At 62.8% G+C, this 12,474-nt stretch carries 11 protein-coding genes; 9 read left to right on the top strand and 2 right to left on the bottom strand.

Annotated features, from left to right (window positions below; all coding sequences use genetic code 11):
• The first annotated feature begins 38 nt into the window (after nt 1–38).
• The 9 genes from ACZ52D_RS17500 to ACZ52D_RS17460 all read left to right on the top strand — a co-directional run bounded on the left by ACZ52D_RS17500 (nt 39) and on the right by ACZ52D_RS17460 (nt 8,828).
• On the top strand, nt 39–1,121 hold the full coding sequence (locus ACZ52D_RS17500) for an amidohydrolase family protein (RefSeq protein WP_464443553.1): 1,083 nt from the start codon (nt 39–41) through the stop codon (nt 1,119–1,121).
• Between the two features lie 12 nt (nt 1,122–1,133).
• Nucleotides 1,134–1,487, top strand: coding sequence for a Rieske (2Fe-2S) protein (locus tag ACZ52D_RS17495; protein WP_369925807.1), 354 nt, complete (start codon nt 1,134–1,136; stop codon nt 1,485–1,487).
• Nucleotides 1,488–1,504: 17 nt separating this feature from the next.
• Complete coding sequence (betB, locus tag ACZ52D_RS17490) at nt 1,505–2,965, top strand: betaine-aldehyde dehydrogenase (RefSeq protein ID WP_464443552.1); 1,461 nt, start codon at nt 1,505–1,507, stop codon at nt 2,963–2,965.
• A gap of 12 nt (nt 2,966–2,977) precedes the next feature.
• Nucleotides 2,978–4,006: a YeiH family protein gene (locus ACZ52D_RS17485; RefSeq protein ID WP_464443551.1), complete on the top strand. Its 1,029-nt coding sequence runs from the start codon at nt 2,978–2,980 to the stop codon at nt 4,004–4,006.
• A gap of 305 nt (nt 4,007–4,311) precedes the next feature.
• Nucleotides 4,312–5,142, top strand: coding sequence for a cytochrome c oxidase subunit II (locus ACZ52D_RS17480; protein WP_464443550.1), 831 nt, complete (start codon nt 4,312–4,314; stop codon nt 5,140–5,142).
• 111 nt (nt 5,143–5,253) lie between these two features.
• Nucleotides 5,254–7,026, top strand: coding sequence for a cytochrome c oxidase subunit I (locus ACZ52D_RS17475; RefSeq protein ID WP_464443549.1), 1,773 nt, complete (start codon nt 5,254–5,256; stop codon nt 7,024–7,026).
• The gene (locus tag ACZ52D_RS17470; protein WP_464443548.1) at nt 7,023–7,721 is read left to right on the top strand and encodes a cytochrome c oxidase subunit 3; all 699 of its coding nucleotides are present in this window, start codon (nt 7,023–7,025) and stop codon (nt 7,719–7,721) included. The genes ACZ52D_RS17475 and ACZ52D_RS17470 overlap by 4 nt, the downstream gene beginning before the upstream one ends.
• A gap of 15 nt (nt 7,722–7,736) precedes the next feature.
• On the top strand, nt 7,737–8,453 hold the full coding sequence (locus tag ACZ52D_RS17465) for a cytochrome c oxidase subunit 3 (RefSeq protein WP_464443547.1): 717 nt from the start codon (nt 7,737–7,739) through the stop codon (nt 8,451–8,453).
• A 9-nt stretch (nt 8,454–8,462) separates the two neighbouring features.
• Nucleotides 8,463–8,828: a cytochrome C oxidase subunit IV family protein gene (locus ACZ52D_RS17460; protein ID WP_464443546.1), complete on the top strand. Its 366-nt coding sequence runs from the start codon at nt 8,463–8,465 to the stop codon at nt 8,826–8,828.
• A 444-nt stretch (nt 8,829–9,272) separates the two neighbouring features.
• Here ACZ52D_RS17460 and ACZ52D_RS17455 read toward each other — a convergent pair whose 3' ends face one another.
• A complete protein-coding gene (locus ACZ52D_RS17455) occupies nt 9,273–10,985 on the bottom strand; it encodes an AMP-binding protein (RefSeq protein WP_464443545.1) in 1,713 nt (570 codons plus the stop codon).
• A 70-nt stretch (nt 10,986–11,055) separates the two neighbouring features.
• On the bottom strand, nt 11,056–12,459 hold the full coding sequence (locus ACZ52D_RS17450) for an aldehyde dehydrogenase family protein (RefSeq protein WP_464443544.1): 1,404 nt from the start codon (nt 12,457–12,459) through the stop codon (nt 11,056–11,058).
• Between the last annotated feature and the right edge of the window lie 15 nt (nt 12,460–12,474).

The following is a 12,474-nucleotide window of genomic DNA, read 5'->3' as shown; positions in this document are numbered from 1 at the left end:
ACAGCCCGTCCGGCTTGGACAAGCGAGAGGAGAAGCACATGTTTATCGTCGATTGCGACTGCCACAATTACTGGTGCAGCGCCACGGTTCTGGAACCCTACATGGAAGGCCTGTTCAAGGACATGTTCGTTCGCGGAGAACGGACTGGTCCGCGCGGTGCATTCCCGCATGGCCACCGCCCCTGGTTCCATCCTGAAGGCTTCGCCCGTCATGACGTCAACCCGGTGGAAGAAGATGACAACTACCTGATCATGAAGGCAAAGCACCTCGATAAGTACAATATCGACGTGGCGATCCTGACTGGTGACGAACCGATCGAAGCCTCCACGCTGGCCAATCCTTATTACGCCAACGCGCTGTGCAAGGCCTACAATGATTACCTGATCGACTATTGGCTGCCAAAGGACGACCGGTTCTGGGGCTCGATCGTGGTGGCGCCGCAGGACCCGCATTTGGCCGCCGCTGAAATCCGTCGCCTGGGCGGCCACCCACGCATTGTGCAGGTTCTGGTCAGCCACGGCGCGGCACGTCCCTACGGTGATCCATTCTATCACCCGATCTACGAGGCCTGCGCCGAAATGGGCCTGCCCTTCGCCATGCACTTGGGCGGGCAGGGGGGCGTCAACTCCACCCCGATTGGTGCCGGCCCTTCAACCTTTTTCTGGGAAACCCACGCAATCCTTCCGCAGACCGCGATGACCCATATGGCGAGCCTGATTGCCAACGGCGTGTTCGAAAAGTGGCCCTCGTTGAAAGTGGTCGTGATCGAATGCGGCGTGGCTTGGGTGCCGTCGGTGCTGTGGCGCCTGGACGCCAATTACAAGGCGCTGCGCAAGGAAACGCCGTGGCTGAAGCGCTTGCCGTCGGAATATTTCAAGGACCACTTCCGTTTTTCGACCCAGCCACTCGAACAGCCGGAAAACATCCAGCACCTCTGGGCAGCGCTGGAAGCAATGGACGGCGAGAACACTCTGATGTTCGCCTCGGACTATCCGCATTGGGACTACGACGACGTCAACAAGCTGCACGTGCCGCCGGCTTGGCGCGAGAAGATCTTTGGCCTCAATGCACTCGACGTCTACACCCGCCTGCCGCGCCCGGCGGCGCAGGCCGCTGAATAAGGAGACCCGGAGATGACAACCAAGCATTTTGCCTGCAAGGCCGATGAGGTTCCTCAGGACGCGGCCAAGATCGTCACAGTCTCCAACATGCCGATCGGCGTGTTCCGGCTGGAGGACGGTTTCCATGCGCTGCTCAATATCTGCCCGCACAAGGGTGCGGCACTGTGCGAGGGGCCAGTCTGCGGCACCACCAGGCAAACTGATTCAACCGAATTCGTTTATGACCGGGCGGGCGAGATTGTCCGCTGCGCCTGGCACGGCTGGGAGTTCGACATCCGCTCGGGCGAATTCCTGGTGGATCCTACGGTAAAGACCCGCCGCTTCGACGTCTCGGTCGAAGGCAGCGATCTTTACGTTCACATCTGACCGTCAGGAGCGCCAGCATGACGCAATTCCCGTGCCAGCCCGAAGCCTCCCACTATATTGGCGGGGCCTACCTGGAAGACGCCGCTGGCGCTCCGTTCGACTGCATCAACCCGGCAACGGGTGAGGTGATAGCCCGTTTGAATGGTGCCTCCCCGTCCATGATCGAACGGGCCGTGGCCTGCGGACGCGATGCGCAGGCCGTTTGGGCCATGACACCGCCTGCCGAACGCGGTCGCGTGCTGCGCCGGGCTGCAGATATCATCCGGGACCGCAATGAGGAGCTGTCGGTTCTGGAAACCCTGAACACCGGCAAGCCGATTGCCGAGACCCGCGTGGCCGATGCCGCCAGTGGTGCGGATTGTCTCGAATACTTTGGGTGTCAGGCTGCTACATTGACCGCCGACCACATTCCGCTGGGCGGCGATTGGGCCTATACCATCCGCGAGCCGTTGGGCGTCTGCCTCGGCATTGGCGCCTGGAACTATCCGATCCAGATCGCCTGCTGGAAGGCCGCTCCGGCACTGGCCTGCGGCAACGCGATGATTTTCAAACCGTCCGAGCTCACGCCGCTGACAGCGCTGAAACTGGCGGAAATCCTGTCCGAGGCGGGGGCGCCGCCGGGCCTTTTCAACGTGGTGCAGGGACTGCGGGAGACCGGTGCCGCGCTGACCACCCATCCCGCCATTGCCAAAGTGTCGCTGACCGGTTCGGTGCCCACCGGCCGCGCGGTGGCCGCCGCTGCCGCCGGGCAGATGAAACACCTTACAATGGAGCTTGGTGGCAAGTCCCCATTGCTGGTCTTTGATGACGCAGACATCGACAGCGCAGTTTCCGCCGCCATTCTCGGCAATTTCTACTCCACCGGTCAGATCTGCTCCAACGCAACCCGCGTGTTCGTACAGAAGGGGATCAAGGAGGCTTTCCTCGCGCGTTTGGTAGAGCGCACCGCAAAGATCCGGATCGGCGACCCGATGGACCCTGAAACCCAGATCGGCCCTCTGGTAAGCGCCGGGCAAGCCGAAAGGGTGGAGGGGTATATCGTTGCCGCGGAACAGGAAGGGGCGATCCGCGTGACACCGCCGCTGCCTTTGCCCGACGGCCGCGCCTGGGTCAGCCCGGTTGTCTTTGCCGGTGTGACTGATAACATGGCCATCGCCCGCGAGGAAATCTTCGGACCCGTTATGTCGGTGCTGGATTTCGACAGCGAAGACGAGGCTGTCGCCCGCGCCAACAGCACGGAGTTCGGTCTCGCTGCCGGTGTCTTCACTCGCGATCTGTCCCGCGGACACCGTGTCGTGTCGCGCCTTAGGGCGGGCACATGCTGGATCAACGCGTATAACCTGACCCCGGTTGAAATGCCCTTTGGGGGTGTTGGGCAATCCGGTATCGGGCGGGAAAACGCCCGTGCTGCGATCGAACATTTTAGCCAGCTGAAGTCCGTCTACGTTGGCATGTCTCCCTTGGAAAACGACTACTGAACAGAGGCTGCAATGCTGGCACAACTGAACCGCACCGCCTTTGGGCGGCCGTCATCCATATTGTCGACTGCTTGCGCCGTTTACCCCGGCATCGCGCTGGCGGCGGTTGTCGGGTTGGCCGCGTTGTTCCTGTCGGAACATTACGGTGCGCCGGTCATGCTGCTGGCACTGCTGATCGGCATGGTGTTCAATCCGCTGGTGGAAGAGGCTGCCGTGGCCCCGGGCATCGGCTTCAGCTCCAAAGCCTTGCTTCGCGCCGGGGTGGCTCTGCTAGGGGTGCGGGTCAGTTTTAGCGACATCGCCTCGCTCGGCGTGGCGGGTTTCAGTGCCATTGCCGGGCTTCTGGGCAGCACGATCCTGCTGGGCCTGCTGCTGTCGCGCCGCGACTGGCAATCTGGCGTACTGACCGGCGGCGCGGTGGCAATCTGCGGTGCCTCGGCGGCGCTGGCGATTTCGGCCTGCCTTCCCAAGGGAAAGGCATTGGAGCAAGAGACACTGTTCACGGTGGTTGCGGTCACGGCTCTGTCGACACTGGCGATGATTTTCTATCCAGTTGCGCTGGCGCAGCTTGGATTCACTGAGGCTCAAACGGCCTTTGTCCTGGGGGCCTCAATACACGACGTGGCGCAGGTCGTGGGTGCCGGGCTGACTGTTTCAGAAGAAACTGCGGAGCTGGCCACCCTGGTCAAAATGGTGAGGGTGAGCCTTCTGCCGCTGGTGCTGTGCATCCTGGTTCTGACCGTCTCGGCCACAGGCGGGAAGGAGAGGACGCACAGGATCCCGGTGCAGGGGTTCCTGATAATCTTTTTTGTCCTAGCGCTATTGGCGAACATCGGAGTGTTGACTGAAGCCATGGCAGATTTTGCCGCAGCAGTGTCGAAATGGCTGCTCATCATCGCGATATCGGCTCTCGGAGCCAAGACATCGTTGCGGAGCTTGACCACCGTCGGAGGGTCAAAGCTGATGCGGATAGGCGGCCTGACATTGGTTCTGTTCGGTGCCTCGGCTCTCATTGCGCAGCTGTTGCCTGGCCTTTCCTGAGAGGTCTGCGGCCTGTCGTTTTATCTTTTCAGAACATGCGCAGTGCGCCAAAGGCGGTGATCAGCCCCACCCGCGCCGGAAACCATCGTGCTGATCGATCAAAGGCGGGTCATGCACCACCAATAAAACCGGACCACTAAGATGGGGCTGATCAAACCACGCAGCACTCCTGAAAACATCGAGGCTCGCCTCTGGCGCGATTCACTGGATTTTTTCGTTAAAATGCATTATCGTATCGTAGTTTGCCAATAGATGGCTTGCCGGGTTTTCCGGAGATACTCCGCACCTTAGGGAAAGGTGGCGAGATGCTGATTGTTGCCGCACTCGTCCTGATCGTACTGGGGTCCATCGCCTTCCATCTATCAAGCCCATGGTGGTGGACGCCGATCGCGTCGAACTGGGACTATATCGATAACACGCTGGTCATAACCTTCTGGATCACCGGCGCGGTCTTTGCTGCTGTTGTTTTGTTCATGGCCTATTGTGTGCTGAAATTCCGGCACCGGCCGGGGCACAAGGCAGAGTTCGACCCGGAGAACAAGCGTCTGGAACTGTGGCTGACCGGCGTGACCACCATCGGGGTGGCGGCGATGCTGGTGCCCGGGCTGTTCGTGTGGAAGCAGTTCGTCACCGTGCCGGACGAGGCAACTGAGCTTGAAGTCTTCGGGCATCAATGGAGCTGGGCCTACCGCTTGCCCGGTGCCGACGGCGTACTGGGCACCGCGGATGCCGAATGGGTAAGCGCTGCAAATCCTCTGGGGGTCAATCCGCACGACAGGTTCGGCAAGGATGACCTGATTGTCGAGGGGGGCGAGGTGTATTTGCCGGTGGACCAGCCGGTGAAGTTGCTTCTGCGCTCAATCGACGTCTTGCATAACTTCTACGTGCCCGAATTCCGCGCCAAGATGGACATGGTGCCGGGCATGGTCACCTACATCTGGTTCACTCCAACCCGCACCGGCACCTTCGAGGCGCTCTGTGCGGAGTATTGCGGCACGGCGCACCCCTATATGCGCGGTTTTGTGACCGTGGTGGAGGCAGAGGACTATCAGGAGTGGCTGCAGGAGCAGCTGACCTTCGAAGAATATGCCAGCAACGCTCGGGCCGGGCAGTCGGTGCAACTGGCAGGGAACTGACCGGCGCACTGCCGGAAGCAAGGCCTGATCGGGCCGCCCCCCTTCTGCGGCCCTGATGGCCCGGCGCGCTGAAAGCCGCCGGGGACAGAAGACACACGTAGGGAGGAAAGCATGGTAGACCGAGGTTCCGACGACCGGATGCAGCTGCCGCCGCGCGAAGTCGAGGATGTGATGCCGCCGCATGCGCACAGCTGGATCGGCAAGTACGTTTTCTCGCAGGATGCCAAATATATCGCCATCCAGTATTCCGGTACCGCGGTGGCGATCGGCCTGGTGGCGCTGGTGCTCTCCTGGCTGATGCGGCTTCAGCTGGGTTTTCCCGGCACCTTCGATTTCATCACCGCCGAGGCTTACTACCAGTTTGTTACCATGCACGGGATGATCATGGTGATCTACCTGCTGACCGCGATCTTTCTGGGCGGGTTCGGCAATTACCTGATCCCGCTGATGGTCGGCGCGCGGGACATGGTGTTTCCCTTCGTCAACATGCTCAGCTACTGGGTCTATCTGCTCGCAGTTCTTGTGCTGGTCGCCAGCTTCTTCGTCCCCGGCGGGCCCACCGGCGCGGGCTGGACGCTCTACCCGCCGCAAGCGGTGCTTTCGGGCACGCCGGGCGGGGCGCAAAGCGGCATCATCCTGATGCTGGTCTCGCTGATCCTGTTCATCATCGGCTTCACCATGGGCGGACTGAACTATGCTGTGACCGTGCTGCAGGCCCGGACCCGCGGCATGACGATGATGCGGCTGCCGCTCACGATCTGGGGCATCTTCACTGCGACGGTGATGGCGCTGCTGGCCTTCCCGGCCTTGTTCGTCGCCTGCGTAATGATGCTGTTTGACCGGCTGCTGGGTACGTCGTTCTTCATGCCGACGCTGGTGGAACTGGGCGAAAAGCTCAGCTACGGCGGCGGCAGCCCGATCACCTTCCAGCACCTGTTCTGGTTCTTCGGCCACCCGGAGGTCTACATCGTGGCGCTGCCCGCCTTCGGCATCGTTTCCGACCTGATCGCGGTGCATGCGCGAAAGAACGTCTTCGGGTACCGGATGATGGTCTGGGCCATCGTGATCATCGGCGCGCTCAGCTTCATCGTCTGGGCGCACCACATGTATGTCAGCGGCATGCACCCATGGTTCGGCTTTTTCTTTGCTACCACCACGCTGATCATCGCCATCCCGACCGCGATCAAGGTCTACAACTGGGTGCTCACGCTCTGGAAAGGCGACATCCACATGACCATCCCGATGCTGTTTGCACTGGGGTTCATCGTGACCTTCGTCAATGGCGGGCTGACCGGGCTGTTCCTCGGCAATGTGGTGGTCGATGTGCCGCTCTCCGACACGATGTTCGTGGTCGCCCATTTCCACATGGTGATGGGGGTGGCGCCGATCATGGTGATCTTCGGCGCGATCTACCACTGGTACCCCAAGATGACCGGCAGGATGCTGAACGAGGCGATGGGCCAGATCCACTTCTGGGTCACCTTCATCGGCGCTTATGCAGTGTTCTTCCCGATGCACTACGTCGGCCTGGTCGGCGTGCCGCGGCGCTATTTCGAGATCGGCGAGCCTGAATTCCTGACCGCGCCGGTGGACGGACTCAATGCCTTCATCTCCTCCGCGGCGCTGATCGTGGGAGCGGTGCAGGTGCTGTTCCTGTTCAACATCTTCTGGAGCCTGCGCCATGGCCGAAAAGCGGGGGGCAACCCGTGGCGCGCGGCCTCATTGGAATGGCATACCCCCGACACCCCGCCCAAACACGGCAACTGGGACGAGCTGCCCAATGTCTACCGCTGGGCCTATGACTACAGCGTGCCCGGAGCGCCTAAAGATTACCTGGCCCAGAACGATCCCTGGGTCCCGGACGGGGAGGAACGGCGGCTGTGACGGTCATTCTTGCCTTTCTGGCGCTGGTTGCCCTGGTTGCGGGCCTGTGGCTGTCCCAGCAGCGCCTGGCCTCCAAGCCCTGGCTGGAGACCGGGATCGCGCCCCTGGCGGGGCACGGGCCGGGCCGGGCGCCGGGGTTCATCTTCATCGCGGTGTTTATGGCGGTGGTCGGCGGTCTGTTTGCGATGCTGGGCAGTGCCTTTGTCATGCAGATCGAGGAGACCCCCTGGGAGCTGGTCCCGCTGCCCGGACGGGTCTGGCTCAACACAGCGCTTCTGCTGCTGGCCAGCCTGTTTCTGCAGTTCGTGGTGATCTCGGCACGGGTCGGCACCACGCGCTGGCTGCGCGCCAGCCTGATCGCCGCCAGCGTCGCCACGCTCGCTTTTCTTGCCGGGCAGGTGCAGGTGTGGATCGCGCTGACCGCAAGCGGCTACCGGCTGGAGGGCACCCCGGCGGCGAGCTTTTTCTATCTGATCACCGGCCTGCACGGACTGCATGTGCTGGGCGGCATTATTGCGCTGGCGGCGGTTTGCCTGCGCCACGCCGGCGCGGGGGACGTCAGTGCGCTGCTGCCGGGCATTCGGGCCTGCGCACTGTACTGGCACGCGTTGTTGGCCTTCTGGCTGATGCTGTTTGCGCTGCTGCAGGGCTGGGGCAACGCGCTTCTGGCGCTGTGTCGCGCCGTCGTGGATTAAGGGGGGGGAGGAAATATGGATAGCAAATTCCAAGGCCAGGACCAGACCCTGCTGCAGCAAGGCCACAGAGGCTTTGCCGCCGATTGGAGTTCGGACCAGCGCGTGTTCAAAGGGGTCTCCTGGGGCAAGGCGATGATGTGGATCCTGCTTCTGAGCGATACCTTTGTCTTTGCCTGTTTCCTGGCCGCCTATATGACCGCGCGCAGCTCGACCACGGTGGATTGGCCCAACGCAAGCGAGGTGTTTGCCCTGCATATCGGCGGCCACAACTTCCCGCTGCTCCTGATTGCGATCATGACATTCGTGCTGATCTCCTCCTCCGGGACCATGGCCATGGCGGTCAGCAGTGCCTACCGCAAGGCCCGCGTGCCCACTGCGCTGCTCTTGCTGGCCACTGCCGGACTTGGGGCTGCCTTTGTCGGCATGCAGGCTTTCGAGTGGACCAAGCTGATTTCCGAAGGTGTCCGGCCTTGGGGAAACCCCTGGGGGGCCGAGCAATTCGGGGCGAGCTTCTTAATGATCACCGGTTTCCACGGAACCCATGTCTCCATCGGGGTCATTTTTCTCGCGATCATGGCTAGGAAGGTCTGGCGCGGGGATTTCGACGGTGACGAGCGCAGCTGGCTGTCGCGCGGCAACGGCGACTACGAAGGTGTCGAGATCATGGGGCTCTACTGGCACTTCGTCGACCTGGTCTGGGTCTTCATCTTTGCATTCTTCTATTTGTGGTAGGGGGACGGAATGACACAAACTGCACGAACCGCACAGACCCGCGCCAAGGCTGTTGTTGATGAGCATGGCGGCCAGCAGCATCCGATCAGGCTTTACTTGTTGGTCTGGGGGCTTTTGTTCGTCCTCAGCGCGGCGTCGTATCTTGTCGATTATGCTGGGCTGCAGGGCCTGTTACGCTGGACGCTGATCCTGATCTTCATGATGTTGAAAGCAGGATTGATCGTAGCCGTATTCATGCATTTTGCGTGGGAACGCCTCGCCCTGAGCTATGCGATCCTGCTGCCGTTGCTGGCCCTGATCGGCTTGCTGGTCATACTGTATCTGGAAGCCGACTATACTGTGGCGACACGGCTGATCGAATTCGGGTCCCGCTAGGAACAGCCCCAGATTTTTTGGCGGAACGGATCGGTTGGCAAGGGCCATATACCGACCAAATCAAGCGCTTTGGGATACTCAGCCGCTGAATCCATTGATTTCCCTCAGGCAGCGTACATCACGGTTCGGCAAGCGCGGTGAGCATGCCTGTTCTCCCTTGGCTGACAGGAGCGCAGACGTCGTGCTTGGAGCCCAGTTTTCCGAAGTCCCCTGGCAAGGCGCGTGTCGCTGACCGTCGCATGTCGAGTGAGAAATTGTTGCTACCGGATAAGCTGTGCGCGGACGAGGAAACGTTACTCCTCCGGGATCCGGAGGACGATCGAACAATGAACAGGTATCTGCGGGTGATGATCCGCCGACGTGTTCCTAACATCCCCCGGTGGCCTCAAGCAGTTACGCTGATTTCGCGTGAGGGCACTGCGCGCAAATTGAAATCGCTGCAAATTAACATTTCACACCCGCTTGTAACTGCTGCACCATTGCTTCGCGCATCTTGAACTTCTGCGGCTTGCCGGTGACGGTCATCGGCAGCGCGTCTACGATCCGCACGAAATGCGGGATCTTGAAATGCGCGATCTGGCCGCGGCAGTGGCTGCGCACCGCCTCTTCGTCCAGGACGGCGCCCGGCGCGGGCACGATCCAGGCGCAGACCTGCTCTCCGAATTTGCCGTCCGGCACCCCGAACACCTGGGCATCCGCGATCTGCGGGTGGCGGATCAGGAACTCCTCGATCTCGCGCGGGTAGATGTTCTCGCCGCCGCGGATGATCATGTCCTTCACCCGGCCGGTGATGCTGCAGAACCCCTCCGCGTCGAAGGTGCCAAGGTCGCCGGTGCGCATCCAGCCGTCTTGGATGGCCTCCGCGGTTGCCTTTGCGTCGTCCCAATAGCCCTGCATCACCGAATAACCGCGCACCAAGAGCTCGCCGCGCGCGCCCGCGGGCACGGTGCGGCCCTCGGTGTCCACCACCTTCACTTCCAGATGCGGATGCACCCGGCCCACGGTGGTGCAGCGTTTCTCCGCCGGATCGGTGGTGAAGCTCTGAAAGGACACCGGCGCGGTTTCGGTCATGCCGTAGCAGATCGTCACCTCCTGCATGTGCATGTCGCGGCTGACCCGCCGCATGATCTCGATCGGGCAGGGCGCCCCCGCCATGATCCCGGTGCGAAGACTGGAGATGTCGCGCGGGGTTTTGTCCAGCTCCTGTAGCATGGCGACAAACATCGTCGGCACGCCATAGAGCGCGGTGGCGCGTTCGGCGGCTGCGGCATCCAGCACCGCGGCCGCCTCGAACGCCTCGCCGGGGAAGATCATCGCGGCGCCTTTGGAGACCGCCCCCAGCACACCCATCACCATGCCGAAGCAATGGTAGAGCGGCACCGGGATCAGCAGCCGGCCGGCCCCGGTCAGCTTGATGCGGCTGGTGACGAACCGGGCGTTGTTGACGATGTTGAAATGCGTCAGCGTCGCGCCCTTGGGCAGGCCGGTGGTGCCGGAGGTGAACTGGATGTTGATCGCCTCTTCCGGCGAAAGCCCGGCGCTGAGCGCATCCAGCGCCGCAGTGTCCGCACCCGCTCCCATTGCCTGCAGGGTCTCAAAGGGCAGAATGCCGGGGCCGGGGTCTGCCGCCATCACCACCGCGTGGCGCAAGGACGGCAGCCGCGCAGCGGCGACAGCGCCGGGGGCGGCGGCGGCCAGCTCGGGCGCCAGTTCGCGGATCATGCCCAGGTAGTTGGAACTCTTGAAGCTTTCCGCCGCGATCAGCACCTTGCAGCCGGTCTTGTTGAGCGCATATTCCAGCTCCGCCAGTCGGTAGGCCGGGTTGATTGTCACCAGGATGGCGCCGATGCGGGCGGTTGCAAACTGGGTCAGCACCCATTCGTAGCGGTTGGGGGACCAGATGCCGACCCGGTCGCCCTTCGCAACCCCGAGCTCCAGCAGGCCCGCGGCCAGTTCATCCGCCTTCCGGGCCAGTTCCGCATAGGTCATCCGGATGCCCGCATCCGTGAACACCAGCGCCTCGCGGCTGCCATGCTGCGCCACCGCCTGCCGCAGCAGTGCCGGGATAGTGATATGCTGCAGAGGCGGCTCATCTGGCCCCTGCACATGCGACAGGCCGTCAATCGGGGCGGTGAGGTCAGTTTGCGGGTCAGTCATAGGTGTTCTCAGCTAATTGAGCGGACCGGGCCGCCGCGGCGGCAGCCCGGCCGGGTTTCACAAAGGGCGATCAGCCGCGGGCGACGTTGATCACCTGCATCTGGGTGTATTCCGCCAGCCCCTCGACCGACTGTTCCACCCCCAGACCGGAGCCCTTGAAGCCGGCCATCGGGATATGCGGGCCGATGTTCAGCTGCTGGTTCACCCAGATGGTGCCGGATTCGATGCGCCCGGCGATCTCGGTCGCCCTGGCGGTGTCGCGCCCGTGCACCGAGCCGCCCAGCCCGTAGTCCGAGGCATTGGCGCGGGAAATCACGTCGTCGATGTCGTCGAAGCGGATCACCGGGAGGATCGGGCCGAACTGCTCCTCGTCGACGATCTTCTGGCCGTCGGCCACATCGCGCACGATGGTCGGCGGCACGAAATAGCCGGGTCCGTCCTTGGCGCTGCCGCCTGCGATGATCCGGCCGCAGGCGCGGGCGTCCTCCAGGAAACCCTTGATCTTGCCGAACTGCGCCTTGTTCTGGATCGGGCCAATCGTCGTCCCCTGCTTCATGCCGTCGTCGACCACGGCCTGCTCCGCCAGCGCGGCCAGCTCGGCGCAGAAGTCCTCGTAGATGTCGCTGTGGACATAGGCGCGCTTCACCGCCAGGCAGACCTGCCCGGCATTGAGGAACGCCCCGCCATAGACCTTTTCCGCGGCCGCCTTCACGTCCACATCCGGCAGCACGATGGCCGGATCGTTGCCGCCCATCTCCAGCGTCACCCGCTTCATGGTGTCGGCCGCGCTGGCCATGATCCGCTTGCCGGTCTCGGACGAGCCGGTGAAGCCGATCTTGGCCACATCCGGATGCGCCGTCAGCCTGGGGCCGAGGTCGTTGGCATCGGTGATGATGTTCACCAGGCCCGGCGGGAAGATCCGGGCGCAGATTTCGCCCAGCTTCAGCGCCGTGACCGGGGTGGTCGGCGCGGGCTTCAGCACGATGGCATTGCCCGCCATCAGCGCGGGGCCGATCTTCCAGCAGCAGAGCAGCAGCGGGAAGTTCCAGGCGATGATGCCCGCCACCACGCCCAGCGGCCTGTGCCGGGTCTCGATGCGGAACTCGGCGTCGTCCTGGATCACCCGGTCCGGCAGCTCCAGCGTGGCGGTATGGGCGAGATAGCCCTGCGACCATGCAACCTCGCCCTGCGCCTCGGGCAGCGGCTTGCCCTGCTCCATGGTGATCAGCCGGGCCAGCTCATCGGCTTCTTCGCCGATGGCGGCGGCCAGCGCCTCGACCCTGGCGCGGCGCTCGGCCATCGGCGTTTCGGCCCAGGCCTTCTGAGCGGATTTGGCGGCAGCCACCGCCGCGTTCATCTGCGCCTCGGAGGCATGCGGCACGCGGGCAAACACCGCCTCCGTTGCCGGGTTGATCACCTCGATCATGCGCTCCGACGAAACCTGTTCGCCATTGATCAGCATGCGGTAGTCCATTGCCGTTCTCCCTGT

It is taken from the genome of Leisingera sp. S2M4 (assembly GCF_055398055.1).
This window is presented reverse-complemented; position numbering and strand designations above follow the sequence as displayed.

Excerpts from the sequence above, each read along its gene's own strand:
- ACZ52D_RS17500 (WP_464443553.1), top strand. The coding sequence starts at position 39 with ATGTTTATCGTCGATTGCGACTGCCACAATTACTGGTGCAGCGCCACG.
- ACZ52D_RS17495 (WP_369925807.1), top strand. The coding sequence starts at position 1,134 with ATGACAACCAAGCATTTTGCCTGCAAGGCCGATGAGGTTCCTCAGGAC.
- betB (WP_464443552.1), top strand. The coding sequence starts at position 1,505 with ATGACGCAATTCCCGTGCCAGCCCGAAGCCTCCCACTATATTGGCGGG.
- ACZ52D_RS17485 (WP_464443551.1), top strand. The coding sequence starts at position 2,978 with ATGCTGGCACAACTGAACCGCACCGCCTTTGGGCGGCCGTCATCCATA.
- ACZ52D_RS17480 (WP_464443550.1), top strand. The coding sequence starts at position 4,312 with ATGCTGATTGTTGCCGCACTCGTCCTGATCGTACTGGGGTCCATCGCC.
- ACZ52D_RS17475 (WP_464443549.1), top strand. The coding sequence starts at position 5,254 with ATGGTAGACCGAGGTTCCGACGACCGGATGCAGCTGCCGCCGCGCGAA.
- ACZ52D_RS17465 (WP_464443547.1), top strand. The coding sequence starts at position 7,737 with ATGGATAGCAAATTCCAAGGCCAGGACCAGACCCTGCTGCAGCAAGGC.
- ACZ52D_RS17460 (WP_464443546.1), top strand. The coding sequence starts at position 8,463 with ATGACACAAACTGCACGAACCGCACAGACCCGCGCCAAGGCTGTTGTT.
- ACZ52D_RS17455 (WP_464443545.1), bottom strand. The coding sequence starts at position 10,985 with ATGACTGACCCGCAAACTGACCTCACCGCCCCGATTGACGGCCTGTCG.
- ACZ52D_RS17450 (WP_464443544.1), bottom strand. The coding sequence starts at position 12,459 with ATGGACTACCGCATGCTGATCAATGGCGAACAGGTTTCGTCGGAGCGC.